This window comes from Candidatus Rhodobacter oscarellae (assembly GCF_001078595.1).
In the GTDB taxonomy this organism is placed as follows: domain Bacteria; phylum Pseudomonadota; class Alphaproteobacteria; order Rhodobacterales; family Rhodobacteraceae; genus Rhodobacter_B; species Rhodobacter_B oscarellae.
In genome coordinates, this window is record NZ_LFTY01000002.1 from 1,211,851 (window position 1) to 1,236,399 (window position 24,549).

25 protein-coding genes are annotated in these 24,549 nt (G+C 63.4%); 10 read left to right on the plus strand and 15 right to left on the minus strand.

The features are described from left to right. Positions 1-8 precede the first annotated feature (8 nt). The 5 genes from AIOL_RS10760 to AIOL_RS10780 all read right to left on the minus strand — a co-directional run bounded on the left by AIOL_RS10760 (position 9) and on the right by AIOL_RS10780 (position 3,722). Positions 9-425, minus strand: a complete 417-nt coding sequence (locus tag AIOL_RS10760; RefSeq protein ID WP_049642979.1) for a hypothetical protein — start codon at positions 423-425, stop codon at positions 9-11. Beyond that, the gene (locus AIOL_RS10765; protein WP_152912484.1) at positions 422-829 is read right to left on the minus strand and encodes a hypothetical protein; all 408 of its coding nucleotides are present in this window, start codon (positions 827-829) and stop codon (positions 422-424) included. Before AIOL_RS10765 ends, AIOL_RS10760 begins: the two co-directional genes overlap by 4 nt. After that, on the minus strand, positions 830-1,543 hold the full coding sequence (locus AIOL_RS10770) for an ABC transporter ATP-binding protein (protein ID WP_049642981.1): 714 nt from the start codon (positions 1,541-1,543) through the stop codon (positions 830-832). A 108-nt stretch (positions 1,544-1,651) separates the two neighbouring features. Beyond that, on the minus strand, positions 1,652-2,428 hold the full coding sequence (locus AIOL_RS10775; RefSeq protein WP_049642982.1) for an ABC transporter ATP-binding protein: 777 nt from the start codon (positions 2,426-2,428) through the stop codon (positions 1,652-1,654). A 100-nt stretch (positions 2,429-2,528) separates the two neighbouring features. Then, positions 2,529-3,722 carry an ABC transporter substrate-binding protein gene (locus AIOL_RS10780; protein WP_049642983.1) on the minus strand — a complete coding sequence of 398 codons (1,194 nt, stop codon included), beginning with the start codon at positions 3,720-3,722 and terminating at the stop codon, positions 2,529-2,531. Between the two features lie 185 nt (positions 3,723-3,907). On the opposite strand from AIOL_RS10780, the gene AIOL_RS10785 reads away from it, so the two are divergent. After that, entirely contained in the window at positions 3,908-5,002 is a 1,095-nt protein-coding gene (locus tag AIOL_RS10785) for a PQQ-dependent sugar dehydrogenase (protein ID WP_053101242.1), read from the plus strand. A gap of 98 nt (positions 5,003-5,100) precedes the next feature. Here AIOL_RS10785 and AIOL_RS10790 read toward each other — a convergent pair whose 3' ends face one another. After that, the gene (locus AIOL_RS10790) at positions 5,101-5,754 is read right to left on the minus strand and encodes a DsbA family oxidoreductase (protein WP_049642984.1); all 654 of its coding nucleotides are present in this window, start codon (positions 5,752-5,754) and stop codon (positions 5,101-5,103) included. 114 nt (positions 5,755-5,868) lie between these two features. On the opposite strand from AIOL_RS10790, the gene AIOL_RS10795 reads away from it, so the two are divergent. Then, positions 5,869-6,063, plus strand: coding sequence for a hypothetical protein (locus tag AIOL_RS10795; protein WP_049642985.1), 195 nt, complete (start codon positions 5,869-5,871; stop codon positions 6,061-6,063). Positions 6,064-6,303: 240 nt separating this feature from the next. On the opposite strand, the gene AIOL_RS10800 is transcribed toward AIOL_RS10795, so the two are convergent. The 3 genes from AIOL_RS10800 to AIOL_RS10810 all read right to left on the minus strand — a co-directional run bounded on the left by AIOL_RS10800 (position 6,304) and on the right by AIOL_RS10810 (position 10,398). Beyond that, positions 6,304-7,809, minus strand: a complete 1,506-nt coding sequence (locus AIOL_RS10800) for a class I adenylate-forming enzyme family protein (protein WP_049642986.1) — start codon at positions 7,807-7,809, stop codon at positions 6,304-6,306. Further along, positions 7,806-8,447, minus strand: a complete 642-nt coding sequence (locus AIOL_RS10805; RefSeq protein WP_049642987.1) for an aquaporin — start codon at positions 8,445-8,447, stop codon at positions 7,806-7,808. Before AIOL_RS10805 ends, AIOL_RS10800 begins: the two co-directional genes overlap by 4 nt. Positions 8,448-8,580: 133 nt before the next feature. Further along, positions 8,581-10,398 (minus strand): extracellular solute-binding protein, encoded by a 1,818-nt coding sequence (locus tag AIOL_RS10810; RefSeq protein WP_053101244.1) that lies wholly within the window; start codon positions 10,396-10,398, stop codon positions 8,581-8,583. 265 nt (positions 10,399-10,663) lie between these two features. On the opposite strand from AIOL_RS10810, the gene AIOL_RS10815 reads away from it, so the two are divergent. From AIOL_RS10815 to AIOL_RS10825, 3 genes are read left to right on the plus strand one after another with little or no spacing between them, the layout of a single operon-like run. Next, entirely contained in the window at positions 10,664-11,437 is a 774-nt protein-coding gene (locus AIOL_RS10815; RefSeq protein WP_049642988.1) for a 3-hydroxybutyrate dehydrogenase, read from the plus strand. A 53-nt stretch (positions 11,438-11,490) separates the two neighbouring features. Then, positions 11,491-12,528 (plus strand): patatin-like phospholipase family protein, encoded by a 1,038-nt coding sequence (locus AIOL_RS10820; RefSeq protein WP_049642989.1) that lies wholly within the window; start codon positions 11,491-11,493, stop codon positions 12,526-12,528. Between the two features lie 54 nt (positions 12,529-12,582). Continuing rightward, positions 12,583-13,437 (plus strand): bile acid:sodium symporter family protein, encoded by an 855-nt coding sequence (locus AIOL_RS10825; protein ID WP_049645388.1) that lies wholly within the window; start codon positions 12,583-12,585, stop codon positions 13,435-13,437. A gap of 33 nt (positions 13,438-13,470) precedes the next feature. On the opposite strand, the gene AIOL_RS10830 is transcribed toward AIOL_RS10825, so the two are convergent. Further along, positions 13,471-14,388, minus strand: coding sequence for a DMT family transporter (locus AIOL_RS10830; RefSeq protein ID WP_049642990.1), 918 nt, complete (start codon positions 14,386-14,388; stop codon positions 13,471-13,473). A gap of 90 nt (positions 14,389-14,478) precedes the next feature. Here AIOL_RS10830 and AIOL_RS10835 point away from each other — a divergent pair, with 90 nt between their 5' ends. Continuing rightward, positions 14,479-15,354 (plus strand): LysR family transcriptional regulator, encoded by an 876-nt coding sequence (locus AIOL_RS10835; RefSeq protein ID WP_049642991.1) that lies wholly within the window; start codon positions 14,479-14,481, stop codon positions 15,352-15,354. Positions 15,355-15,422: 68 nt separating this feature from the next. Here the strand turns inward: AIOL_RS10835 and AIOL_RS10840 are convergent, their stop codons facing one another. From AIOL_RS10840 to AIOL_RS10850, 3 genes are all read right to left on the minus strand, one after another. Then, entirely contained in the window at positions 15,423-16,190 is a 768-nt protein-coding gene (locus AIOL_RS10840; RefSeq protein ID WP_082152538.1) for a DUF502 domain-containing protein, read from the minus strand. 85 nt (positions 16,191-16,275) lie between these two features. Beyond that, positions 16,276-17,187, minus strand: coding sequence for a pseudouridine-5'-phosphate glycosidase (locus AIOL_RS10845; protein ID WP_049642992.1), 912 nt, complete (start codon positions 17,185-17,187; stop codon positions 16,276-16,278). Next, on the minus strand, positions 17,184-18,077 hold the full coding sequence (locus AIOL_RS10850; protein WP_049645390.1) for a PfkB family carbohydrate kinase: 894 nt from the start codon (positions 18,075-18,077) through the stop codon (positions 17,184-17,186). Before AIOL_RS10850 ends, AIOL_RS10845 begins: the two co-directional genes overlap by 4 nt. Positions 18,078-18,255: 178 nt before the next feature. Between AIOL_RS10850 and rpsB the strand changes: the two genes are divergently transcribed. After that, a complete protein-coding gene (rpsB, locus tag AIOL_RS10855; protein WP_049642993.1) occupies positions 18,256-19,065 on the plus strand; it encodes a 30S ribosomal protein S2 in 810 nt (269 codons plus the stop codon). 102 nt (positions 19,066-19,167) lie between these two features. Next, complete coding sequence (gene tsf / locus AIOL_RS10860; protein ID WP_049642994.1) at positions 19,168-20,049, plus strand: translation elongation factor Ts; 882 nt, start codon at positions 19,168-19,170, stop codon at positions 20,047-20,049. A 444-nt stretch (positions 20,050-20,493) separates the two neighbouring features. Here the strand turns inward: tsf and AIOL_RS10865 are convergent, their stop codons facing one another. After that, positions 20,494-21,246: a helix-turn-helix transcriptional regulator gene (locus AIOL_RS10865; protein ID WP_049645391.1), complete on the minus strand. Its 753-nt coding sequence runs from the start codon at positions 21,244-21,246 to the stop codon at positions 20,494-20,496. Positions 21,247-21,413: 167 nt separating this feature from the next. Next, the gene (locus AIOL_RS10870; RefSeq protein ID WP_049642995.1) at positions 21,414-22,427 is read right to left on the minus strand and encodes a LacI family DNA-binding transcriptional regulator; all 1,014 of its coding nucleotides are present in this window, start codon (positions 22,425-22,427) and stop codon (positions 21,414-21,416) included. Between the two features lie 111 nt (positions 22,428-22,538). On the opposite strand from AIOL_RS10870, the gene AIOL_RS10875 reads away from it, so the two are divergent. Both AIOL_RS10875 and AIOL_RS10880 read left to right on the plus strand, forming a co-directional pair. After that, positions 22,539-24,071, plus strand: coding sequence for a tripartite tricarboxylate transporter permease (locus AIOL_RS10875; RefSeq protein WP_049642996.1), 1,533 nt, complete (start codon positions 22,539-22,541; stop codon positions 24,069-24,071). Continuing rightward, positions 24,068-24,532 carry a tripartite tricarboxylate transporter TctB family protein gene (locus tag AIOL_RS10880; RefSeq protein ID WP_049642997.1) on the plus strand — a complete coding sequence of 155 codons (465 nt, stop codon included), beginning with the start codon at positions 24,068-24,070 and terminating at the stop codon, positions 24,530-24,532. The genes AIOL_RS10875 and AIOL_RS10880 overlap by 4 nt, the downstream gene beginning before the upstream one ends. Positions 24,533-24,549: the final 17 nt, after the last annotated feature.

The following is a 24,549-nucleotide window of genomic DNA, read 5'->3' on the forward strand; positions in this document are numbered from 1 at the left end:
GGTTACCCTCATTGCTTCTCCTCGCAGCTGCCGAAATGCGAATAGGCCAGATGTGCGGCTTGGGTGAAGTGCCCGGTCCAAACCACTGACATGTCAGGGAAAATCGTCACCAGGTTCGAGCCGCCGCCATCGCTCGATACAAACGCGCTGTATTTCGGCGTCGCATGGATGAAATAGCGGTGAAAGCTGCCCGCCAGCCCGTCCGCGTTCGGCGTGTAGATTAGCGTCTCCCCGTCGCCGCCAATGATGCTCAGCCGCAGCATCTCGTCGCGGCAGAACGCGCCATCCTCATAGGGCTCGGGCGTGGTGCAGCTCTGCGTGAAGGTGCAGGTGAATGACCGCGTCTCGGGCTCGAACCGCGTATTCGCGCCGGCCGGGCCGGGCAGGGCAAGCAAAAGCGCCGCGGCGGCGATTTGCGCCCTCATCCCGTCACCTCGCAGCGCCCGGTAAGAAACAGCATGTCCCCGGTGGTAGCGTAGGTGCCCAACCCGTCGGGGCGCATGGTCATTAGGTGGTCCACGCCCGCTACATGGGCCCAGAAGCCGAGCGTGCCGTCCTCCATGACGATGGGCTCGGCGCGAAACTGCTGATCCCCGAGTGCCACCAGTGTGACCTTGTTGCGCGGCGGCTCCTTGGCGTCCACTGGCGGGGCGAACTGGTTGTGGTCGATCTCAAAGCGCAACGGCACCGCCTCGGCGGCACAGACGGCACCAGCGCAAGGGGGCACCATCTCGCAATAGACGCGCTCGGCGGAGGCAGGGCCTGCCGCGGACGCCAAGGTCAGCGGCACCCAAAACATCCCTCGATTCACCTTGTCACAAATACGCATCTACCCCCCCAAGAAGCTCTTGCGGACCTCGGGGTCGGCGAGCAGCGCCTGGCCGGTGTCGGTGAAGCGGTTGCGCCCCTGCACCAGGACGTATCCCTTGTCGGCGATCTCCAGCGCCTGGCGTGCGTTCTGCTCGACCATCAGGATCGAGATGCCGGTGCGGGCGACCTCGATGATGCGGTCAAAGAGCTCGTCCATCACGATGGGGCTGACCCCGGCGGTGGGCTCGTCCAGCATCAAGACTTGCGGCTCGGTCATCAGCGCGCGGCCCACGGCGACCTGCTGGCGCTGCCCGCCGGACAGCTCGCCCGCCTTCTGGTTGCGCTTGGAGCGCAGGATGGGAAACAGGTCATAGACCTGGCGCATCGTGGTCTGGATGTCGTCGCGGCGCAGAAAGGCGCCCATCTCTAGGTTTTCCTCGACGGTCATCGAGGTGAAGATGTTGGAGGTCTGCGGCACAAAGGCCATGCCCTTGGCCACGCGGGCCTGCGGGGTGAGCGCGGTGATGTCCTCGCCGCCTAGGCGCACCGCGCCCTGGCGCACGTCCAGCATGCCGAACACCGCCTTCATGGCGGTGGATTTCCCCGCGCCGTTCGGGCCGACGATGACGGCGATCTCGCCCTTGTTCACCGCGATGGTGCAGTCATGCAGGATGTCAGGCCCGGCGCCGTAGCCGCCCGACATGCTGTCGCCAATCAGAAACGGGTCAGCCATTGGTCAGCTCCCCCCGCTTCTTCGGTTTAAAATTATCCCGGGGGAGCGCGAGGGGGCAGCGCCCCCTCGCATCGGTCGGATTTCGCGAAGCGAAATTCGAAACCAAATTCATGCCGTCACCTTGTTCTTTAGCCCGGTGCCCAGATAGGCCTCGATTACGTCCTCATTGGCCTTGATCTCGGCAAGCGTGCCCTGCGCCAGGACCTTGCCCTCGGCCATGCAGATCACCGGGTCGCAGAGCCGCCCGATGAAATCCATGTCGTGCTCGATGACGCAGAACGTATAGCCGCGCTCCTTGTTGAGGCGCAGGATGGCGTCGGCGATGGTGTTCAGCAGGGTGCGGTTCACCCCGGCGCCGACCTCGTCAAGGAATACGATGCGCGCGTCCACCATCATGGTGCGGCCCAGCTCCAGAAGCTTCTTCTGCCCGCCGCTGAGGTTTCCCGCCCGCTCGTCGGCCAGGTGGTCGATGGTCAGGAACTCCAGCACCTCGTCGGCCTTGGCGGCCAGGGCGCGCTCCTCGACGCGGATCGCGCTGCGGCGGAACCAGGCGCTGACGATGTTCTCGCCGGACTGCCCGCCGGGCACCATCATCAGGTTCTCGCGCACGGTCATGGTGGTGAACTCGTGGGCGATCTGGAAGGTGCGCAAGAGCCCCTTACCGAACAGCGTGTGCGGCGGCAGGCCGGTGATGTCCTCGCCCGCCATGGTCACCCGGCCGGAGGTCGGTGGAAGAACGCCCGCGATCACGTTGAAAAGGGTGGTTTTTCCGGCGCCGTTGGGCCCGATAAGCCCGGTGATCGAGCCCTCTTTGATCTCCAGCGTGGCGCCGTCCACGGCGCGGAACCCGCCGAAATGTTTGTGTACGTCCTCGACGACGATCATATTCGGTAACCCAGTAACATCGCGACCCGCAGGGTCGCCCCCCTTGATAAAGGAAGGCCGCCCTTGCGGGCGGCGTTCCTCATCTTTTTAAGCGCCAAGATTACTTGCGGCCAGCGGTGACTTCTTCGCCACCCTCAAAGCCCACAACGCGGTAGCTGCCCGCGGCTTCGCCCGGGCCGACCAGCTCGACACCGGTCGCGCCGACATAGTCCACGTCGCCGCCCGCCGCGATGATCTCCAGCGCTTTGCCAAGCTCACCGGACTGGATCTGCTCGCCCGGCGCGTTGGCCACGGCCATGATGTGCTCTTTATACATCGCCGGATCCGAGGATCCCGCCGCCTGCATTGCCAGCATCATCAGCGCCGCCGCGTCGTAGCTTTCGGGCGTGAAGGGCGAGGTCGCATCGAAGGCGCCGTCAACAAGCGCCGTGAAGCGCGCCGCCAGCTCGTCGGACGGGGCCGGGTGCTGCCCCGAGGAGCCGTCGATCTCCGCGCCGAAATTCTCAACCAGCTTGGCCGAGATCATGCCGTCGGGGAAGTGGAACGTGTCGAACGCGCCGCTGTCGAGTGCTGCGCGCACGATGCCAGAGCCGCCCTGGTCCACATAGCCCGCCACGACCAGCCGGTCGCCGCCAGCGGAGGCCAGCGCGCCCACTTCCGCGGTGTAGTCCGCCTTGCCGTCCTCATGCGCGGCGTTGATGGTCACAGAGCCGCCCGCAGCCTCAAAGGCCGCCTGGAAGCTGTCAGCCAGTCCCTTGCCGTAGTCGTTATTGGTGTAGGTCACGGCGACCTCGCTGATGCCGGCCTCCATCAGGACCTCGGTCATCACCACGCCCTGGCGCGCATCCGACGGCGAGGTGCGGAAGAACAGGCCATTGTCTTCGTTGTTATTGTGGCTCAGGCCCGGCGAGGTGGCCGAGGGCGAGATCATCACGATGCCATTGGCCATGGCCACGTTGGTCAGGATCGCGCCGGTCACGCCCGAGCAATCCGCGCCCATGATGCCCTTGACGCCTTCGCCGACCAGGCGCTCGGCGGCGGCCTGCGCCGCGCCGCTGTCAATGCAGGTGCTGTCACCGCGCACGCCGGTCACACTGGCGCCGCCCAGCAGCTTGCCCGAGGCCGTGACCTCGGCCATCGCCAGTTCGGCGGCGTCACCCATCGAGGGTGTCAGCGATTCAATCGGCCCGGTGAAGCCCAGGATGACGCCAAGCTTGATTTCCTCATGCCCCGCAGCCATCGCGCTTGTTCCCAAAGCCGCAACCGCTGCACTCGTCATAAGCAGTTTTTTCATGTTTATCCTCCCAGTGGATATGTTTGTGCCCGACATCGTAAAATGAGTGCCGCAAAAAGGGAAGCCAGGTTCTGCGATGCCGTTCGCGGGTTTTCCTGGCTTTGCCCAAGCGCTGCGCAGATCGCAAAAGCTTGTCTGGAAATTGCGCAGAGACCGGATAGTCTACCTCTAGAAAGGAGAACCCCATGCGTGTTCTGACGGCTTTTGCCTTCCTGATTTCATCCCTAAGCGCGGCTATGGCGGCGGACTGGCAGAGCTCTGCGGGGCCGCTGCGGGTAGAGGCGGTGTTGACCGGGCTGGACGAGCCCTGGGGGTTCACCTTCCTGCCCGACGGGGAGATCCTGGTCACCGAGCGCGGCGGTGACTTGCTGCTGCGTCGCGCGAGCGGCGATCTGACACAGGTGCGGCACGGGCTGAGCCCGGTGGTTCGCGGCCAGGGCGGGCTCTTGGATGTGGTCGCGGCGCGGGACTTTGCTGAGACGCGCGAGGTCTTCCTCAGCTTCTCCAAACAGCAGTGGCTGCGGGGCAGCGGCACCGCATTGGCCGTGGGGCGCCTGTCAGAGAACGGGCGCGAGCTTGAGGACATGCGGGTGATCTTTGAGATCGCCCGGGGGTCCAGAGGCGGGCGGCATTTCGGCTCGCGCGTGGTCGAGGCGCCGGATGGCACGCTGTACCTGACGGTTGGGGACCGGGGCGACCGCCCCTCGGCGCAGGATCTAAGCAACGAGAATGGCTCGGTCGTGCGGGTGAACCGTGACGGCTCGGCGCCCGCGGACAACCCGTTCATCGGCCAGGGCCAGCCCGCGATCTGGTCCTATGGGCACCGCAACCCGCAGGGCGCGGCGCTGGACCTTGAGGGCAACCTGTGGGTGGTCGAGCACGGCGCGGCGGGCGGCGACGAGGTGAACCGGGTGCGGCGCGGCGCGAATTACGGCTGGCCGGTCATCGCCTATGGGCGGCACTACTCGGGCGAGGTGATCGGCGAGGGCACCGCGAAACCAGGCATGGAGCAGCCTGCGCATTACTGGGACCCCTCCATCGCGCCCTCGGGCATGATGGTCTATTCCGGCGCGCTGTGGCCGGAATGGCGCGGTGATATCTTCGTGGGGTCGCTAAAATTTGATTATATTTCAAGGATTAGCGGCGCGAAGCTCACAGAGATCGAGCAGCTGCAAGGCCCGGAATCGGGCCGCGTGCGCGATGTGCGCGAGGGCCCGGATGGCGCGATCTGGTTCCTCAGCGTGCATGAGGGCGCGCTCTACCGGGTCACACCGGGTTAATCTGGGCGGGCCAAATTTCTTGCAAGAAATTTGCAAAACTCTTGGAAGAGTTTTGGTCCCGCCAAGCAACGATGCAGAGGAGGCCAGTCGGCCGGGGGTCAGGCCGCGCCGTTTTCGCCCTCATCCATTGCGGCGATGTCCTCGATTACCTTCGCCCAAAGCTCCGGCGGCTGCGCGCCGGGCACCGCGTGGCGCTGGCCCACCACAAAGCAGGGCACCCCGGTGACGCCCTTCTCGCGCGCCCAGCTGTCGCGGCCCTGGATGTCCTCGCGGTCCGCGTCCCCCTGGAGCAGGACGCGGATCATCGCCGCATCCAGCCCGGCTCCGTCGGCGATATCCGCCAGCACGTCGATATCGCCAATGTCGCGCCCCTCAACGAAATAGGCCTTAAAGAGCGCCTGGACGACGGGCGTCTGGCGCTTTTCGATCCCCGCCCAATGGATCAGCCGGTGCGCGTCGAGCGTGTTCGGGGTGCGGGTGATGCCCTCGAAATTGATCTCCAGCCCCGCGGCCTTGGCGGCTTCTTCGATCTGCCCATAGACCCGCACAGCGTTCTCCTTGCCGCCGAACTTGGTCTCTAGGTACTCGCGCCGGTCCATGCCGCCCTCGGGCATGTCGGGGTTCAGCTGAAAGGGATGCCACTCGATTTCGAACGGGTGGTCGCCCGCCTTCTCCAGCGCGCGGTCAAGGTTGGATTTCCCGATATAGCACCAGGGGCAGATCGGGTCGGAGATGATGTCGAGCTTTACCATGCCCAGCCCTATGCCGGATTTTGCTTATGGCCGCAACGCGCGGGCGGCGCTTAACCGAATATTCGAGGCTTTCGGTCTATGCAGGCCCCTGTAGCGCAATTGACGGAGCAGGCGATGCACAGGCAAAACACCGCACGAGAGTTTCGCACCCCGCAGGGCAAGGCCCTGGCCATGGCCGAGGCAAAGCGCCGCGCGGCGCGTTTCACGCCGGTGATGTGGGCGATGACGCTGGCGCTCATTCTGGGGTGCGCCTTGGTGGCGATAACCTCCGAGAATATGGTGATCTGGATCCCAGGGCTGAGCCAATGATGGGGTGACATTTGGATGGAGATGTAACGGCTTCTGGCCTTGAGCGGGCATTCGAATTTGCTTCGCAAATCCGACCGACTGGGGGGCTAGCCCCGCCGTCCATTGGGCTTGAACCAATGGCGCCAAACGAACGGCACCCCCCAGGATATTTGAGAACCGAAGAAGCGGGGACCCGCAGCGCGCTTGACGTCTATATTAAGCCATGAATACCTTGGCCAAGGCCAAGGGCTGCGCCAAGGTCTAACCGCTTCGCAGCGCGCGGCGCTGGATCTTGCCATTGGGGTTTCGCGGCAGGTCGTCGGCCCGATGGTAGGCGCGCGGGCACTTGTAGCGCGCGAGATGGGCGGCGGCGAATTCCTCTAGGGCCTTTGAATCCTGTTCGGCAACCGCGACATAATGCAGCGCGATGATGCTGGTGTCATCGGCGACGCGCTGCTCCACCGCCGCGCATTCCTGGATGGCCGGGTGCTGGGACAGCGCGGCCTCGACCTCTAGCGGCGAGACGCGAAAGCCTCCGGCATTCATCATGTCGTCCTCGCGGCCCAGATAGCTCAGCGCGCCATCGGTGCCCATAGCCATGGTGTCGCCGGTCAAGAACCATTCGCCTTCAATGGGTTCCGGGGCGTTCTTGGCCGCGGACCAATAGCCCAGCATGAGGCCGGGATCTTGCGCGTTAACCGCTAGCGTGCCAGGCGTATCCCTGGCCAAGATCTCTGCGCCATCCAGAATGGCGACCCGACGTCCGGTCTGCGGAAACCCTAGGATCGCGCCCCGAACGGAGCGCCGCGGGCTGCCCGAAATGAAGGTAGAGCATTCCGACATCCCATAGGCCTCGTGCAGCAGGGTGCCGGTGGCGTCCTCCCAGGCAGTACGGGTCACGGCAGGCAGCTTCTCGCCCGCCGAGAGCCCGTGGCGCAGCCGCGGCAGCGCCGGCAGCGCCGCGCGCAGCATCCGCCGGTAGACGCCGGGTGCGGCGGCGAAAATCGTTGCATCATGGCGCTTGAGCAGAAGCGGCAGCTGCTCGGGCGTGGTGCCCTCGGCGGGGATCAGCGCGGTGGCGCCGATCGCCCAGGGGTCCATCAGCCCGGTGCCCAGCGTGTAGGTCCAGTTGAAGGCGCCCGCATGCAGCAGCCGGTCCTCGCGCGTCAGCCCGTACCAGCCGTCCCACATCATGCGCCGCGCCCAGATCGCGCGATGCGCATGGGTGACGGCGCGCGGCACGCCGGAGGTGCCGGAAGTGTATATGATATAGGCCGGGCGCTCGGGGTCGCCCATCTCAAATCGCGCCGGGGGCAGGGCGCGCATGTCTCGCAGCGTCGCCGCGTCCATCACAGGGCAGGGCGGACCGTCCGGCACCGCGATGCCTGGCGCGGCAACGATGAGCCGGGGCGCCACCTCGGCGCATATCTTGGTCACCTCCGGGGCGGTCAGCATCGCGGAGGTCGGCACCGGGATCAGCCCGACGGCGATCGCCGCCAGATAAGTCACGGGGAAGTCCACGGTGTTGCCCAGCCGCATGAGCACGCGGTCCCTGGGCCCCAGCCCCTGCTGCAAAAGCCCCGTCGCGGTGCCCAGCACGGCCTCGGTCAGCTTGCCGTAGGACCAGCGCTCGGCGCCCGTCAGCGACAGCACCGCAAGCGCGATCTTGTCGGGCGTCTCCTGCCCCGCGGCGAACACATACTCGGTGAGATTAAACGGCGCGGGGCAGGGCTCCGGTGGTCCGTCGTCGAAGAGGGCTTTGCTCATGCAAAGAGTTTACGCGCGACCCAGACGGCTGCAACCGCCCCGACGATCTGACACAGGATAAACATCGGCGCGTGCGCTGGATTGATGCCCGCGAAGGTGTCGCTGAGCGTGCGCGCGATGGTCACCGCGGGGTTGGCAAAGCTGGTGGAGGCGGTGAACCAGTAGGCCCCGGTGATGTAAAGCGCGACCAGCGTGGGCACCGCCTCGGGCCGGTGGCGCAGGCCGCCGAAGATGATCGTGAGCAGCCCGAACGTGGCAATCACCTCCGCCGCCCATTGCCCAGTGCTGGCGCGGTCCGTGGTGCTGGTCTGGAAGATCGCGAGGTCGAACATTAGATGCGCCAGCCAGACGCCCACCGCGCCGCCGACGATCTGCACGGCCACGAAGGCCATCGCTTCGGGCACCTCAATCTCGCGGCGCAGCGCGAAGGCCAGCGTCACAGCGGGGTTGAAATGCGCCCCCGAGATCGGCCCAAGGATGGTGATCGCCGCATAAAGCACGCAGCCGGTGGCAATCGCATTCGCCAACAAGGCCACCGCCACGTTGCCGCCCGCCAGCGCTTCGGCCATGATGCCAGAGCCCACGACGCCAATCAGCAGAAACGCGGTGCCGATAAATTCCGCCCAAAGCCGCTGCATGTTTACCCCATTGGCACCAAGTCACGTGGGGTTTGTGGCCCGGCGCGATGCGGTTGGCAAGCGGCTTAGATAAAGGGCACGCCCGGCACGCCGCAGGAGGCCAGCGCCATCAGCGCGATCAGCAGAAAATACTTCATTCTTCGTACCACCATACGTCAGGTTGCCAGCCGATCCAGTCACCATAGATCGGCAGATTTTCGGGATAGCGCAGCTCTTTGGCATGGGCCACGCGGCTTATGTTGAACGCATAGATGGGGATCACGTAGCGCCCAGAGGTCAGGATGCGGTCCAGCGCGCGGGTTGCGGCGATGAAGTCATCGCGGCTCTGTGAGTTCAGGATCTTGTCGATCATCGCCTCCGCCGCTGGCGAGTTCATCCCCATCCAGTTGCGCGTGCCCGGCGCCTCGACGCCCTCCGCGCCCCAATAAAGCTTCTGCTCGTTGCCGGGGCTCAGAGAGAGCCCACGCCGGTAATAGGTCATGTCGAAATCATAGATATCCGTGCGTTGCTTATACTGCGCCGGGTCGATCACGGTGACGTTGGCGGTGATACCCAACCGCTCCAGCGACTTGGTGTAGATGTCGATGATCGCCTTGTTCTCTGCCGAGCCCTGTCTCAGCAGCACCTCGAATTCAAACGCCTCTCCGGCTTGGTTGCGCAGCACGCCCTGATCGTCCACGGTCCAGCCCGCCTCGGCCAGAATCGCGGTGGCCTTGCGGATATTGGCGCGGTTTCGCTCGCTGCCGTCGCCCGCGGGCAGGGCGTAGCCGTCAAGCGCGCCGGGCAGCAGCTCGGCCTCGAAGGGTGTCAGGAGCGCCCGCACCTTGCCCTCGGCCGGGCCATCCCGCATCCCCAGCACCGAGTTGGAGAAATAGGAGGTGATCCGGGTCTGCTTGCCGCCGGTTTGGGTCTGGTTGATGAATTCAAAGTTAAAGGCGTGGATCAGCGCGTCGCGCACCCGCCAGTCGTCGAGCAGCGCGCGGCGGGTGTTCATCACAAACCCGGTGATCCCGGTGGGCCGCTGATGCGGCAGGATCGCTTTGATCACATCGCCGCTGTCGATAGCCGGGAAGTCGTATTGCGTGTCCCATTTCTGCTGGTTGAATTCCCGAGAGGTGTTGGCCACGCCCGCCTTGAAAGCCTCGAACGCGGCGGTGCCGTCGGCGAAGAACTCCATGCGGATCTCGTCGAAGTTGTTCGTGCCGCGACGGAAGGGCAGGTCATTGCCCCAATAATCCGGATTGCGCTTGAGCGACACGAACCGCCCGGCCTCGAAATCCGCGATCACATAGGGCGCCGAGGAGACGGGGATGTTCTCTAGCCCCGACTCGGTGAAATCGATCCCCTCCCACTGCGCCTTCTTCAGGATCGGGCGCATGCCGATGATCAGCGCCATCTCGCGGTCTTCGGTGTTGAAGGTGAACTTGATCTTGCGCGGGCCGGTCTGCTCCATCGCGCCGACCTTGGTCCAGGCGCCGGCGTAGCGCGGGTGGCCCTGGGTGCCGAGCGTCTCGTAGGACCACATCACGTCCTCGACCGTCACCGGCGAGCCGTCAGAGAATCGGGCCTCGGGCCGCAGGGTGAACTCAACCCATTCGCGGTTCGGTCCAGTCTCGATTGATTCGGCCAATAGTCCATAAAGCGTGAACGGTTCGTCGTAAGAGCGGCCCATTAGGCTCTCATAGGCCAGGAAGCGAAGCTGCCAGGGAACCGAGCCCTTTCGGATATGCGGATTGAGGCTGTCAAAACTTCCGGTTTCGGCGGTAACGATTTTTCCACCCTTCGGCGCGTTAGGGTTTGCGTAAGGAAGAGCTATAAAATCTTGGCCCAGAGCGGGCTCGCCATACATCGCGATGCCGTGTTTGGGCTCTGCCTTAAGGGGCGCGGCCGTTAAGGAAATCGCCGCAAACGCCGCCAATGTCCCAATTTTCGTTAAGAAGCTCTGTCTCATTTGCGCAACAATCTCTCTGCTCTTCGCCAAGATTTTGCCCGAACCTACCGAGCGCAGCCAGCCTTTTCAAACTTTTAGCTTGGACGGGCGCGAGGGATGGCGTATAACCGCCTTACTGCTCGATAGGTTTCTTGCCTGTATGAAACCTGCCTCAATAACTTAACGCCCGCCTTGTGCGGGCGTTTTTTTGTGCGGTCCCGGCGCGCCTTCATTTCTTTGCGGATGCAGCATAAACTGCCTTGCAAGCGCAGCATGGGGTTAAGGAATGATTCTTAAAGGTAAGACCGCCGTTATCACCGGGTCAAACTCCGGCATTGGCCTGGGCGTCGCCCGGGAGCTGGCCAAGTCGGGGGCGGATGTTGTTCTGAACTCCTTCACCGATCGCGACGAAGACCACGCCATCGCCGCCGAGATCGCGCAAGAGACCGGCGTGACCGCGCGCTACATCCAGGCCGATATGTCAAAGGCCGAGGATTGCCGCCGCCTGATCGCGGATGCGGGCGCGTGCGACATCCTGGTCAACAATGCCGGGATCCAGCACGTGGCCCCGATTGATCAATTCCCGGTGGAGAAATGGGACGCGATCATCGCCATCAATATGAGCTCGGCCTTCCACACCACCGCCGCAGCACTTCCCGTGATGCGCAAGGCGGGCTGGGGCAGGGTGGTCAACATCGCCTCGGCCCATGGCCTGACGGCGTCGCCATACAAGTCCGCTTATATCGCCGCCAAGCACGGCGTGGTCGGCCTGTCGAAGACGACCGCATTGGAGACCGCCGAAGAGCCCATCACCTGCAACGCCGTCTGCCCGGGTTACGTGCTGACACCTTTGGTCGAGGCGCAGATCCCCGACACGATGAAGGAATACGGCATGGATCGCGAGACGGTGATCCGCGAGGTGATGCTAAAGCGGCAGCCGTCGAAAGAGTTCGCCACGGTCGAGCAACTTGGCGGCACGGTTGTGTATCTGTGCTCGGACGCGGCGGCGCAGGTTACGGGCACGACAATCAGCGTGGATGGCGGCTGGACGGCGCTTTAGCGCGGGCCGCTCATCCGCCCGAATGCGCGACCTCGCAGCGAGGAGCATGTCGAATGAAGAAGAAAAGCATCAACCTAGCCCTGCAGGGTGGCGGTGCCCATGGCGCCTTCACCTGGGGCGTGCTGGACCGGCTGTTGGAGCAGGACGACCTAGAGATCGCGTCGATCTCAGGCACCTCCGCCGGCGCGCTGAACGGCGCCGCGGTCAAGGCCGGGCTGGTGCGGGGCGACCGTAAGGCCGCCAAAGAGAACCTGGCCTGGCTTTGGAAGCAGATCGGCGCGGTGGAGGCATCCTTGCTGAAGCCTTGGATGTTCGGCGGGGTCAGCGACCCTGGCGCGGTGTCCAAGATGCTGGAGTATTCGCCGTTTTTTGCCGCCGCCGACGCGGCCTCGCGTCTGGTGAGCCCTTACGCCTATGGCGCGCTCTATAAGAACCCGCTGCGCCGCATTGTCGAGCGGTTCCATTACGACGCGGTCTGCGGCGATGCCGGCCCGCGCTTTTTCGTCACGGCCACCAATGTGCGCACCGGAAAGATCCGCGTCTTTGAGGGCGCCGATATCCATGCCGATGTGATCCTGGCATCGGGCTGTTTGCCAACGCTGTTTCAGGCGCCGGAGTTCCGCGACCCAAAGACCGGCAATGTCGAGGCGTTCTGGGACGGCGGCTACACCGGCAACCCGGCGCTTTTCCCGATGTTTGCCAGGGACTTGCCGGACGACATTGTTGTGGTGAACATCAACCCGCTAGAGCGGCTCGACCTGCCCACCACACCACAAGAGATCCAGAACCGGATCAATGAGATCAGCTTTAACTCCTCGCTCTTTCGAGAGTTGCGCGCCATCCAGTTCGTCAAGGACCTGATTGCCGAGGGCGCGTTGGCCAAGGGCGTCAAGAAGGACGTTCTGGTGCATATGATCGCCGATGACGCGCTGATGCGCGAGCTCAGCGTGGCGACAAAGATGGTGCCGGTCCCGCAGGTACTTACGGCGCTGCACAAGGCCGGGCGTCGCGCCGCGGCGGGCTTTTTGGACGACCATTGGGACAAGCTGGGCAAGCAAGGCTCGGTCGACCTGCGCGAGATGTTCGGCTAACGCTTTGCGGCGCGCCGCTTTGCCCCTATGGTCATCGAAAACGGGGGGATCGACTTGGACATACTGCTGAATCTGGGCCTGCCGCTGGTGCTGGCCTTTATCATGTTCTCACTGGGGCTGGGGCTGACCGTGGCGGATTTCGCGCAGGTCGCGCGCGCGCCCAAGGCCTTCGCCATTGGCGCCTTGGCGCAGCTTGTCCTTTTGCCCCTGGTGGCCTTTCTGGTGCTTCTGGCCTTCCCGGTGGAAAGCGCCTTGGCGGTGGGCGTGATGATCCTGGCCTTCTGCCCCGGCGGGGTGACGTCCAACATGCTGACGCGGCTTGCGGGCGGCTCCGTGGCGCTGTCGATCTCGCTGACGGCAGTGATCAGCCTGGTTTCGGCGTTGACCGTGCCCCTGCTGGTGGCCTGGGCCGCAGGGTATTTCGAGGGTGCCGCCGCGCCAGAGATCAACGTGGCCTCGCTGGCGGTGGCGATGTTTTTGATTACAATCCTGCCGGTTGCGCTGGGGCTTTTGCTGCGCCACTTCCGGCCCGCGGCCACGGCGGATATCGAACCCTTCGTGTTCCGCGCCGCGGCCGCTTTGTTTGTTCTGATCGTGCTGGCGGCGGTTGTGGCGAATTGGACCTTGTTCATCGAGAACCTCGCCAGCCTTGGCCCGCTCTTGGTGGCGCTGAACCTGCTGCTCTTGGGGATCGGAATGGCCTTGGCGCGCGTGGCCGGGCTGCAGCGCAAGGAGGGCATCGCGATCTCCATAGAGGCCGGGGTGCAGAACGCGACTCTGGGGATCACCGTGGGCAGCCTGATCGCGGGCGAGGCGCTCTCCAGCTACGCCCTGCCGTCCGGGGTCTACGGCATCACCATGTATCTGGTCACCCTGCCGGTGATCTTTCTGATGCTGCGGCGCGTTTAGGCGCGGCGCAGCGTTTTCCGCGAAGGGCGGATCTCAAGGGTCCGGCACGCATGTCGCGCGATTTGCGGCACTTGTGCGTCGCCTCTGGGTGGGAACGCTGGCAAGCACCCCGCCGCCGATGATGATCAAAACGCCACCTGCAAGGACACCGGCGCCTGGATACTCCCCAAAAACAACCACGCCCAATATCATTGCGAATATCAGCCATGCGTAATCAACGGGTCCGACAACGGACAGCGGCGCAATGCGATACCCCCGGATCGTACAATACTGTGCGAAGACCGAAAGCGGCCCAAGCGCAAAACACCCCAAGACCACTGCCATACTGACGGGTTTCCACTCGATGTAGGCCGGGATGCACATCAACAGCACGCCGAAAACGCTGACGTGAAGCATCATCGACAGCGCGCTTTCGGTCTGGCTCAGCAGGCGGATGAGCAACCCCTCGGAGGCCATCAGAATGGCACTGAGCAAGGCGATGAAAGCCGGAATTGCGGCGAGGCCGCTCTGGAATGCCCCTTGCGAAAACATGACCAACGCAGCGCCCGCCAGCGATATCAGCACCGCAAGCCCGTGGCGCAGCCCGACATATTCCTTCAGGAAAACGACGCCAATCAGAACTGTTATCACACCGTAAAGGATGCCAATGGCAGATGCGTCTGCGACAGGCATATGCGCCGAAGCCCAGGTGATCGCCGCGGCGGCAGAGGTGCCTAAGATCGCGCGCAACAAATGCCGAAACGGGACCTTGCTTTTGTATTGCGCCAAGGGCCCCGAACGCGCCGCCAAGCAAAACACGGTCACGCCAGAGCTGATATATCGCAGAAACAGGATCTGAAATGTTCCAATGGCCCCGTCGGCGAACTTTGCGGCAGCGAAAATGACAGTGAATATGGCTGTGCTCACCAGGACCCAAAGGATGGCCTGAGCATTGGTATGAAATGATGACATGAGAACCCCGGATCGTGAATTTCTTTATTCCTAATGAACGCTTCCCATTGCGTTCAAACGAGTTATTCTCTGCTTGAGTGAGGAAATTTGATGCAAGATGCCAATGCGATTTCACTGAATGCTCTGCGCGTGTTCTGCATGGTGGCGCAGCATATGAGCATCCGGAAGGCCTCAGAGTTCCTTGCGGTGACCCCGGGCGCGGTCAGCCATCAGATCAAAGCGCTTGAACAGTCGTTGGGGGTTCAGCTTTTTGTGCGCCGCAACAATGCGATCGACCTGACCGAGGCGGGCTCTCGATTGTTTCGACAGGCCTTGCCCGGCCTTCAGATGCTGCACACAGCGCTGGAGGATGTCGTCCGCGACAGCGACGAGCTTCGGGTGCGGGCCTCCATGTCATTCGCCATGCGCTGGCTGATCCCTAAGCTGCATTTGTTCAAGTCCAGGCACCCCAATGCCAATGTTCAGGTTGAGACCTTCTATGATGTCGACGACCCACCGACCGGAACCGCCGATGTGACAATCGGTTACTACAGGCGCGACAAATGCCCAGATGGCGCGCACATCCTGTTCCATGATGTCTGCCGCCCGTATCTTGCGCCCGGTTTGCTGTCGAAACTGGTCGACCCTCTGGACGTGGCGTCCATTCCCGCTCTGCAATGCACGAAAGGGAACTGGGATTGGCGGCTCTGGCTGGGCGAATCCGGCAAAAGCGATGTGCAGCTCAATTATGCTGAGCGTTTTGACCTGGATGACGCCGGATTGCGTGCCGCAACCGCGGGGATGGGCATGGTGCTATCCGCCGGTTTTATGGTTGAAGACGATGTCGCCGAGGGCCGTCTTGTGCCGCTGCCGCATAGCGAGGACATCCATGTCGGGTTCTACACCCTACAGATTGATGGACGCGAAACAGGATTGTCGCGGCGATTTGTGCGCTGGTTGAAGAATGCCGCGGACAGCCCGTGTTAGAGCGGGACCGTCGCCGCCATCCGGAACCTAACCCTATGACGCGAAACGCTTTGTGGTTCTTGGTTCGCCTAGGCGCTCAGCCGTTCGCGGTCCTTCTCGGGGATCGCGTCCAGGTCCACCGGCGCGACCGTGCCGTTCGGATAGACAAGGCCTGCCGAGATCACCAGCTTTGCGGCGTCCTCCACCGACATCGACAGCTCGATCATGTCGCTCTTTGGCACGAAGAGCAGAAAGCCAGAGGTCGGGTTCGGCGTGGTCGGCAGGAACACCGACATCAGCTGTTCCTCGCGCGGGATGCTGGACTGGATCTCGCCCTTGGCGGAGGTCGACACGAAAGCGATCGCCCAGATCCCTGTGCGCGGGTACTGCACCAGGACGGCCTTATCAAACGAGGTCTCGGACTGGTTGAACACCGTCTCGGCGATCTGCTTGAGCCCGTTATAGATGGTGCGCACCACGGGCGTGCGCTCGAACAGCCCCTGCGCCCAGGCGATGATAGAGCGCCCGATCAGCCCCTTGGCGATCCAGCCAATAAATAGCGTGAAGAGCAGGAACACCACGACGCCTACGCCGCGCACATTCACCTTGATCCAGTCCTCGCTGCCCGGCGCGTTGCCCAGGAAGCGGTTCAGCAGCGCGTCGGGCATATAGGCGCCCGGAACGAAGGGCAGCACAAACGCGTCCACCCAGCCGATCACCGTCCAAAGCAGCCAAACCGTCAGCCCGATGGGCGCGATCACTACCAGCCCCGTCAGGAACGAGTTGCGCAGCCCCGTGATCGGCGCGCGGCGCGGTTTGGGCACCTCTGGCTCGTTGGGATCAAAGGGGGCGGTCATGCGGATGTATCAAAATTTGTCACTTAGCCAACATAAGGGGTTAACCCGCAGGTCACAACAGAGCTTGCGCCCCACGCGCCCGATCTTAGCGCATTTTGCTTAATTCTTTTGCGATCTCGGCGGCGAGACGGGCGTTGTTCAGCACCAATTCGATATTCGCCTCCAGCGAGCGGCCCTGAGTGATCTTAAAGATACGATCCAGCAGGTATGGGGTGACGTGTTTTCCGCTGACACCCTCGGCATCGGCGCTTTGCAGGGCGCGGGCCACCACGTCTTGCATCTCGGCAAGCGGGATCTCGGCCGCAGCGGGGATTGGGTTGCCGACAAGCTGCCCACCGCTGAGGCCCATCTCGGCGCGCAGGCGCTGCGCGGCGGCGATCTGATGCGCCGTGTCCATCCGCAGCGGCGACATGAGGCCGCTGTCGCGCGACCAAAAGGCGGGCAGGGGGTCCTGACCATAGGCGATGACCGGCACGCCGTAGGTTTCCAGCACCTCTAGCGTCTTGGGCAGATCCAGGATCGCCTTGGCCCCGGCGGAGACCACCGTGACCGGGGTCAGCGCCAGCTCGCGCAGATCGGCGGAGATGTCAAAGCTCTGCTCGGCGCCGCGATGCACGCCGCCAATGCCGCCGGTCGCAAAGACCTCGATCCCCGCCAGATGCGCGGCGATCATGGTGGCAGCCACTGTCGTGGCCCCGGTGCGGCCCGAGGCGATGGCCACGGGCAGATCGGCCCGGCTGAGTTTCATCACGTCCTTGGCCTGACCCAAGGCGTCCAGATCACCGTCACTCAGCCCCACATGCAATGCGCCGCCCAGGACCGCTATGGTCGCGGGGATCGCGCCGGTGGCGCGGATCTCGGCCTCGACCCGCCGCGCGGTCTCGACATTCTGCGGGAAGGGCATGCCATGGGTGATGATGGTGCTCTCCAGCGCCACCAACGGCGCGCCGTCAAGCTTGGCGATTTGCACCTCGTCCGAATAGTGGATGTCGATCATTGGGGCACGTCTCCAGAGACATAGGATGCAGCGGCCGAAAGCGCGGCATTCAGGGCCGTGGCGCGATCCTGTCCACGTGTTTCAGCGGCGATATGCGCCGCCATAAAGGTATCGCCTGCGCCGGTGACGCGGGTGACCATGACCTCGGGCGGGGTGGCGACGATCAGCCCGCCGCCAGTGGCGTCGGCGGTCTCTGCCCCGCCATCGGTGACCAGCGCGCGCGGCGCGCCGCGCTCGACCAGCGCCTGGGCGGCCTCCGGCGCGGTCTCAAAGCCGCGCTGGCAGAGATAACCCGCCTCTTCTTTGTTCACATAAAGCGTCGCGCGCGGATGCCCGAGCAGCGGCAAAAGGCGCTCGGCCTTGCCGGGGCTGGCGGGGGCGACGCGCAGATCCGCCGCCACGAAGAGCGGGCTTTGTGCGATCTCCGACAAAAGCGCCTCGGTCAGGTTGCCATCCAGCGCGATCACGCCAGGGTAGGGGGCGTCTGCCGAGCCCAGCGTTCCATCGGCCAGCGGTCGCAAGATCTTGTCGCCCGCGGCCTCCAGCGAATGCGCGTCCGCAATGGCCGCGATCAGCCCGTTTCCGCCCTCGATGGCCATGTAAATGTCGGTCGGTAAGTCCTCGGAACGATAAACGAAATCCGTTAGAAGACTCATCTGGTTGCAGCGCGTGATCAGCTCGTCGCCCTCTTCGTCGCGGCCAATCGTGGTCAAGAGCGCGGGCGCCAGGCCAAAGCGGCGTAGCGTCATCGCGATGTTCAGCGCCACGCCGCCGGGAACGCGGGTGATGCGCCCGGGCACGTCCGAGCCCGCGCGCATCGTCGCCGCAGAGCGCCCGATGACGTCCCACAGGACCGAGCCGATGCATAGGATTTGTTGGGAATCTGCCATTGCGCCCATATCGCAAGGGCTAAGGGGGTTGTCAAAGCCCGTCACTTGGCGTAATCGGCGCGCACTTCACAGGCGTGGCTTGGGCCATTGGGGGAGAAATCCCCAATCGCGTCCGCCGGTTGCCCCACCCGGGGTGATGCGCTGCGCCGAGTATTGAAACCGGAAAGGAAGACAAGAGATGGCATTGCCTGAATTCTCTTTGCGTCAGCTGTTGGAAGCGGGCGTTCACTTTGGTCACCAGACGCAACGCTGGAACCCGCGCATGGCGGAGTTCATCTATGGCGACCGCAACGGCATCCACATCATGGACCTGACCCAGACCGTGCCGATGCTCGACGCTGCGCTGAACGCGGTGCGCGAAGTCGTCGCCAAGGGCGGCTCGGTGCTGTTCGTGGGCACCAAGCGCCAGGCGCAAAAGCCCATCGCGGACGCCGCAGAGCGCTGCGCGCAATACTACATGAACCACCGCTGGCTGGGCGGCACGCTGACCAACTGGAAGACCGTGTCGCAGTCCATCGGTCGCCTTAAGTCCATCGACGAGCAGATGGTCGAGGGCGCCGACGGCCTCACCAAGCGCGAGCGTCTTTCGATCGAGCGCGACCGCAACAAACTGCAGGCCTCGCTGGGCGGGATCCGCGAAATGGGCGGCCTGCCGGACCTGATCTTCGTGATCGACGTCAACAAGGAAGACCTGGCGATTGCCGAGGCCAACAAGCTGGGCATCCCGGTTGTGGCCGTGGTCGACACCAACTGCTCGCCCGCCGGCGTTGACTACATCATCCCCGGCAATGACGACGCGGCCCGCGCCATCGCGCTTTACTGCGACCTCGTCAGCCGCGCCGCGCTGGACGGCATGAGCGCGCAGATGGACGCCGCAGGCATCGACATCGGCGAGCTGGAAGAAGCCCCCGCCGAGGAGGCCGTCGCAGAAGAGGCCCCCGCCGCCGAAGCAGAGGCCGCCGCTGAAGAGCCCAAAGCCGAGGCATAATCGCCCCGGCACAAAGGTGCTTAGGCGCTTAGGCGTCACATAACTGAGACCGGGGGCGGGTAGGCCGCTCCCGCGAGTAGTTCAAGACTTAGGAGAGCCAAGATGGCAATCACCGCGAGCATGGTGAAGGCGCTGCGTGATCAGACCGGCGCAGGCATGATGGACGCCAAGAAGGCGTTGACCGAAAACGATGGCGACATGGACGCCGCAGTCGACTGGCTGCGCACCAAGGGCCTGGCCAAGGCCGCCAAGAAATCCGGCCGCACCGCGGCCGAGGGCTTGGTCGCGCTGGCCATTGAGGGCGGCAAGGGCGTTGCGGTTGAGGTGAACTCTGAGACCGACTTCGTCGCCAAGAAAGCCGAGTTCCAAGAAATGGTTGGCGGCGTCGCGAAACTGGCGATGAATGCCGCCGATGTGGACGAACTGTTGGCCTCTGACATGGGCGGCAAAACCGTGAAGGACGTTCTGACCGAGAAGATCGCCACTATCGGCGAGAACATGAGCGTCCGCCGCATGGCCACAATAGAGGGCGAGACGGTGGCAAGCTATGTCCACAATGCCGTCGCTCCGAATATGGGCAAGATCGGCGTGCTTGTCGCGATGACCGGCGAAAACGAAGCCTTTGGTAAGCAGGTCGCGATGCACGTGGCCGCCGCTGATCCGCGCCCGCAGGCGCTCAACGAGGCCGAGCTTGACGCGGCTGTCGTCGAGAAGGAAAAGCAGATCCAGATGGATATCGCCCGCGAAAGCGGCAAGCCCGAAGCGGTCATCGAGAAGATGATCGTGGGCCGCATGAAGAAATTCATGGCCGAAATCACCCTGCTGAACCAAAAGTTCGTTGTGAACCCGGACCTGACCGTCGAGCAGGCCGCCAAAGAGGCCGGCGTCGAGATCACCGGTTTCGTGCGGCTTGAGGTCGGCGAAGGCATCGAGGTCGAGAAAGAGGACTTCGCTGCCGAGGTCGCAAAGGCCGCGCAGGGCTGATTGCCGTTTCAAAGAGTTCGGGAAGGGGCGCCGCGAGGCGCCCTTTTTCGTTTGGGACGCGGCTCCGCTGATGGGCTGCCGGTCGCCGATTTCCTGAGCAAACTGGAAGACGAGGAAACGGCGCGGATCCATGCACGATCCGCGCCGAAATTCCTCGGGAGCCCCGACTATTGGGGATGAGGACGGAGGCTCCCTCTTTTAGGTGCTGGGAGGGGCCCGACTAAAAGGCCCCTACCCAGCGTCCGGTTGCCCGGATACCGGACCGTTGCTTGCCAAAATCTCGGCTCGCTCGGGTCCGCTGTTCCTTGGCTAATGCCACCACTCACGGAACAGTCTCAGAATGCCATTAAGGGAAAATTTAGAAAGTACGGGATTCCTTACCATGTCAGGGTTATCTGATTGACACCCAATAAATCAACGAAATTTGGAGATCGGAAACGCAATTCACGCATCCAATCCGTCCACCAGAAAGATCTGATTCTGGAAGGACGCCTTAACGACAGCCTGGGCAGTCGTCTCGACATCTAGCGCCTCACGTGCAAGGCGCAAGTGTTTTTCAACCGTGGCGGGCGTCAGGCCCATGATGATGCCGATATCTTGTGTTGTTTTGCCCTCACCCACCCATTCAAACGTCTCGCGCTGCCGCTTTGTCAGGGTCTTGCGGGCGGCGGTATAGGGAAGTTGCGTCACCTTGAGGTGAAACACATTGTTGAGGGCCAGAATCTCGCGTCCGCGGTTCTCCCACATGGCATCGACCGCCTCTTGGGAGACTGATTCGTCCGCAATCAACGCCATCGCGGCAATCGTGCGCGGCGTGATCTGAAGAAAGCTGATCGTGTAGCCGGCCTTAACGTTGTGTTCGGCGTTAAAGCGCATCACGGCCTTTTCCTCGGGCGTGAGCTTCGAGGCGTTCTGGCTGAGCCAGGCCCAGCTGGCCGCGCCGGTGTTGTGCAGGACATGGCGCATCATGGGCGCGTGCTTGTAGAGACCCTTATCCACAAAGGGTTCAGCATAGCTTTCTTCGAGATTGGTCAGGACCAAAAAGTCCTCACGGCTGCCCAATGCGCCTGGGTTCCGAGACCGCGTCATCCCATACATGATGCGGTTGAAACCGAATTTCGCCATGGCCTCGCAGTGGATCGGCCAGATGGTTTCCATGGTACGCGCAGACACAACAGCATCGACGTAGTCGAGCATGCTCGAACCTCCAAAGTTCACCAAATCAATCAAAAGCATCCGGTCCGCCGAGCAGGCGGGCCTGAAATTCTCATCCCATAGTTTCAACTATACAACAAAAAACTGACCCTATTGCGAGAGGTGACCGGTCACATTCGACGAATTTCTTTCGCGAGGTCAAAATTCACCTATTTAGGTGCGCTGGTTTTGCGCGGCACAAGCACTGGAGGGACAAGCACGCTCTTGGGCGTGGAGGCGTCGGTCGTGATCGTGTTGGCGATCATCTCGGCGGCCTGCGCGCCAATCTGATGCGCCGGAATGCGCACGGTGGTCAGCCCCGGCTCGAACGCGCCCGACCCCTTGAAATCGCCGATCCCCGTCACCGTGACATCATCCGGCACCCGCAGCCGCAGCTTCGCCAGCGCATGCAGCGCCCCCCAGGCCAATACGTCATTGCCGCAGATGATGGCGGTCGGCCGGTGACCGTCGCTTACAAAGCGCATCACCGCCTCCTTGGCGGCATCAACGCTATAGGGCGTCTCCAGCTGCCAATCGTCCCGCAGCGCGCAACCCGCGGCCCCCAGCGCGCTCACCACGCCCTCGAATCGCTCTGATGCGCGGTCATTCCCCGCCAGCGGCGGGAACAGCAGCGCCACCGAGCGGTGCCCAAGGCCCGCAACATGCTCCCCCACCAATCGCCCGGCCAGAAAATTGTCGGACCCCACAGAGGGGAAGGGCGAGGCCTCGGCGTAGTTCCAAAGCAGGATCGTGGGCGTCTTTTGCCGTCGCAGCAGCTCGAAAGTGTCCTCGGAATGGTTGTGGCCGACAAAGGCCAGCCCATCGACTCGGTGCTCCAGCATCTTGCGCGCCATCCCATATTCGCGGTCCAGGCTGTAGCCATGCGAGGCCAAAAGGATGGTAAAGCCGCGCTCTTCGATGGATGTGGCGAAGCTTTGGATCAGCTCCGCAAAGATCGTGTGGTCAATCGTGGGCACGATCAATCCCACCGTCCCGCTGCGGATGCCGTGAATCGTCTGCGCCGCCCGGTTGCGGATGTACCCCAACCGGCGCACCGCCGCGTCGATCTTTTTGCGGGTCGTGCCCTTGACCAGATCGGGGTGGTTGAAGCTGCGCGAGACCGTCGAGGCGGACACCTTTGCGGCGCGCGCCACGGCCACAATATCTATCTTTTTATGATCCATAACAATGCCTTGTCGACCACCTCTCATAAAAAAATGAAAACATTTGCAATACTATTTTCATTGGCTACTCTGTGATGTCAACCTGAACACGGCTGGCGGGGAGGGCTGGGCTTGGAGTTCATTCAGTACTTTGGCGACGTCTTCGTCCCGTTTAACTTCATGCTTCTGATGCTGGGAACGGTCGGCGGGCTGATCCTGGGGGCGACGCCCGGGCTGTCGCCGACGATGGCGGTGGCGCTGCTGATCCCCTTCACGTTTCGGTTGGAGCCCGCGCAGGGCCTGATCCTGCTGGGGGCGGCCTATACCTCGACCGTGGCGGGCGGTGCGGTAAGCGCGATCCTTTTGAAAATCCCCGGCGCGCCCGCCAATATCGCCACCACGCTGGACGGTCACACGATGGCCAAGAAGGGGCAGGGCGCGCGGGCGCTGCAGCTTTCCTTCTTGGCCTCGGCGGTGGGCGGCATATTCGGGGTCTTCCTGTTGATCTTCCTGACGCCGGTCCTAGCGCAATGGGCGCTGGCCTTTGGCCCGTCGCATCTGTTCTGGCTGGCGATCCTGGGCGTGACCGTGATCGGCTCTTTGGATGGCGGGTCGGTGGTGAAGGGCCTGCTGGCGGGGTGCATCGGGCTTTGGCTGTCGACCATCGGCTTTGACGACATCATGGGCGCGCAGCGCTTCATCTTTCACGACAGCCTGGCGGGGGGGATCAACGTGATCCCGGCGCTGATCGGGCTTTTCGCGATCCCGCAGGTCATAACCATGTTCGCCAAGGGCCGGTCGCGGCTGGATGCCGAGGTGCTTGAGGTCGAGCGCCACCCCATCGGGGACGCCATCCGCGAGGTCTTTGGCCGGATGCGCGCCCTGTCTATTGGCACGATCACCGGGTCCATCATTGGGCTGATCCCCGGCGTGGGCGGGCAGATCGCCGGGCTGGTGGCCTATGATCAGGCCAAGAAGACCAGCCCCGAGCGCGACAAGTTCGGCACCGGCCACCCCGAGGGTGTGATCGCCGCAGAGAGCGCCAATAACGCCATGGTCGGCCCGTCGCTTGTGCCCTTGCTGACGCTGTCCATCCCCGGGTCGCCCACGGCGGCGGTGCTGCTGGGTGGGCTGCTGATCCACGGCATCTTCCCCGGCTCGGACCTGTTCGACAACCACCCGCAGGTGGCCTGGACCTTCATCAACTCGATGCTGATCGGGCAGGTGCTGATGTGCATCTTTGGCCTCTACGTGGCCGGGCTGGCCGCGCGGGTGGCGCAGGTGCCCAACGAGGTCATGGCCGCGGTGGTGCTGGCGCTGGCGGTGTTCGGCAGCTACTCGGTGCAGACCTCGATGGGGGACGTCTATGTGATGGCCGCGCTTGGCACGGGGATGTATTTTCTCGAGCGCTTCGGCTTTTCCGCCGCGCCCCTGGTGCTGGGCCTGATCCTAGGCCCCATCGCAGAGGCGAATTTCATCCAAGGCTCGATGATCGCCAATGCCACCTCGAGCGTCAGCCAGTACTTCTTTACCGGCGCGCTGAACCTGACGCTGATCGCCATCGTTGTGCTGTCGGTCGGGTACTCTGTCCTGATGGAGCTGCGCGCGCGCAGGGTTGTCACCACCAAGGACGAGGCCGTGGCAAAGGAGGAGGCGCTGTCATGACCGACCTGCCGCGCATCCAGCATATCTGTGCCTCGGGCGTTGTCGCGCTGGTCGGCGTCACCGTGACCTGGGTCAGCTACACACAGGAACCCGCGGCGGCCTTCCTGTTCCCGCGCCTTATCTCAACGGTGTTCGTGGTGCTGGCGCTGTGGACCTTTGGCAAGGCCATCCTTGGGTGCAGCAAAGTCGGCAACGGGCTGAGCGCGGAGGCGCTGCTGCGCATCGCGCCGGGGCTGCTGGTGGCGCTGGTCTACATCTTCTGGGCCGCCAAGGGCCTGGGCTTTTACACCGCCAGCACGATCACCTTCTTCATATTGCTATCGCTCTACGACCCCGCGCCGCATTCCGAGCTGAAGAGCTGGGTCAGGCGCGCGGTGATCACCGCCGGTTTTTTGGCGGTGATGTACGGCCTTTTTGCCATGCTCTTGGGGGTCTTCACCCCACGAGAGATATTTTTCTGAACCGCAATAGCGGCAGG

What these genes read in the sequence shown, in the direction of transcription:
- AIOL_RS10830 (WP_049642990.1), bottom strand. Translation starts at nt 14,388, where the DNA reads ATGTCATCATTTCATACCAATGCTCAGGCCATCCTTTGGGTCCTGGTG.
- AIOL_RS10870 (WP_049642995.1), bottom strand. Translation starts at nt 22,427, where the DNA reads ATGGATCATAAAAAGATAGATATTGTGGCCGTGGCGCGCGCCGCAAAG.
- AIOL_RS10820 (WP_049642989.1), top strand. Translation starts at nt 11,491, where the DNA reads ATGAAGAAGAAAAGCATCAACCTAGCCCTGCAGGGTGGCGGTGCCCAT.
- tsf (WP_049642994.1), top strand. Translation starts at nt 19,168, where the DNA reads ATGGCAATCACCGCGAGCATGGTGAAGGCGCTGCGTGATCAGACCGGC.
- AIOL_RS10850 (WP_049645390.1), bottom strand. Translation starts at nt 18,077, where the DNA reads ATGGCAGATTCCCAACAAATCCTATGCATCGGCTCGGTCCTGTGGGAC.
- AIOL_RS10865 (WP_049645391.1), bottom strand. Translation starts at nt 21,246, where the DNA reads ATGCTCGACTACGTCGATGCTGTTGTGTCTGCGCGTACCATGGAAACC.
- AIOL_RS10765 (WP_152912484.1), bottom strand. Translation starts at nt 829, where the DNA reads ATGCGTATTTGTGACAAGGTGAATCGAGGGATGTTTTGGGTGCCGCTG.
- AIOL_RS10800 (WP_049642986.1), bottom strand. Translation starts at nt 7,809, where the DNA reads ATGAGCAAAGCCCTCTTCGACGACGGACCACCGGAGCCCTGCCCCGCG.
- AIOL_RS10845 (WP_049642992.1), bottom strand. Translation starts at nt 17,187, where the DNA reads ATGATCGACATCCACTATTCGGACGAGGTGCAAATCGCCAAGCTTGAC.
- AIOL_RS10780 (WP_049642983.1), bottom strand. Translation starts at nt 3,722, where the DNA reads ATGAAAAAACTGCTTATGACGAGTGCAGCGGTTGCGGCTTTGGGAACA.
- AIOL_RS10810 (WP_053101244.1), bottom strand. Translation starts at nt 10,398, where the DNA reads ATGAGACAGAGCTTCTTAACGAAAATTGGGACATTGGCGGCGTTTGCG.
- AIOL_RS10880 (WP_049642997.1), top strand. Translation starts at nt 24,068, where the DNA reads ATGACCGACCTGCCGCGCATCCAGCATATCTGTGCCTCGGGCGTTGTC.
- AIOL_RS10785 (WP_053101242.1), top strand. Translation starts at nt 3,908, where the DNA reads ATGCGTGTTCTGACGGCTTTTGCCTTCCTGATTTCATCCCTAAGCGCG.
- AIOL_RS10815 (WP_049642988.1), top strand. Translation starts at nt 10,664, where the DNA reads ATGATTCTTAAAGGTAAGACCGCCGTTATCACCGGGTCAAACTCCGGC.
- AIOL_RS10775 (WP_049642982.1), bottom strand. Translation starts at nt 2,428, where the DNA reads ATGATCGTCGTCGAGGACGTACACAAACATTTCGGCGGGTTCCGCGCC.
- AIOL_RS10805 (WP_049642987.1), bottom strand. Translation starts at nt 8,447, where the DNA reads ATGCAGCGGCTTTGGGCGGAATTTATCGGCACCGCGTTTCTGCTGATT.
- AIOL_RS10835 (WP_049642991.1), top strand. Translation starts at nt 14,479, where the DNA reads ATGCAAGATGCCAATGCGATTTCACTGAATGCTCTGCGCGTGTTCTGC.
- AIOL_RS10790 (WP_049642984.1), bottom strand. Translation starts at nt 5,754, where the DNA reads ATGGTAAAGCTCGACATCATCTCCGACCCGATCTGCCCCTGGTGCTAT.
- rpsB (WP_049642993.1), top strand. Translation starts at nt 18,256, where the DNA reads ATGGCATTGCCTGAATTCTCTTTGCGTCAGCTGTTGGAAGCGGGCGTT.
- AIOL_RS10770 (WP_049642981.1), bottom strand. Translation starts at nt 1,543, where the DNA reads ATGGCTGACCCGTTTCTGATTGGCGACAGCATGTCGGGCGGCTACGGC.
- AIOL_RS10840 (WP_082152538.1), bottom strand. Translation starts at nt 16,190, where the DNA reads ATGACCGCCCCCTTTGATCCCAACGAGCCAGAGGTGCCCAAACCGCGC.
- AIOL_RS10760 (WP_049642979.1), bottom strand. Translation starts at nt 425, where the DNA reads ATGAGGGCGCAAATCGCCGCCGCGGCGCTTTTGCTTGCCCTGCCCGGC.
- AIOL_RS10795 (WP_049642985.1), top strand. Translation starts at nt 5,869, where the DNA reads ATGCACAGGCAAAACACCGCACGAGAGTTTCGCACCCCGCAGGGCAAG.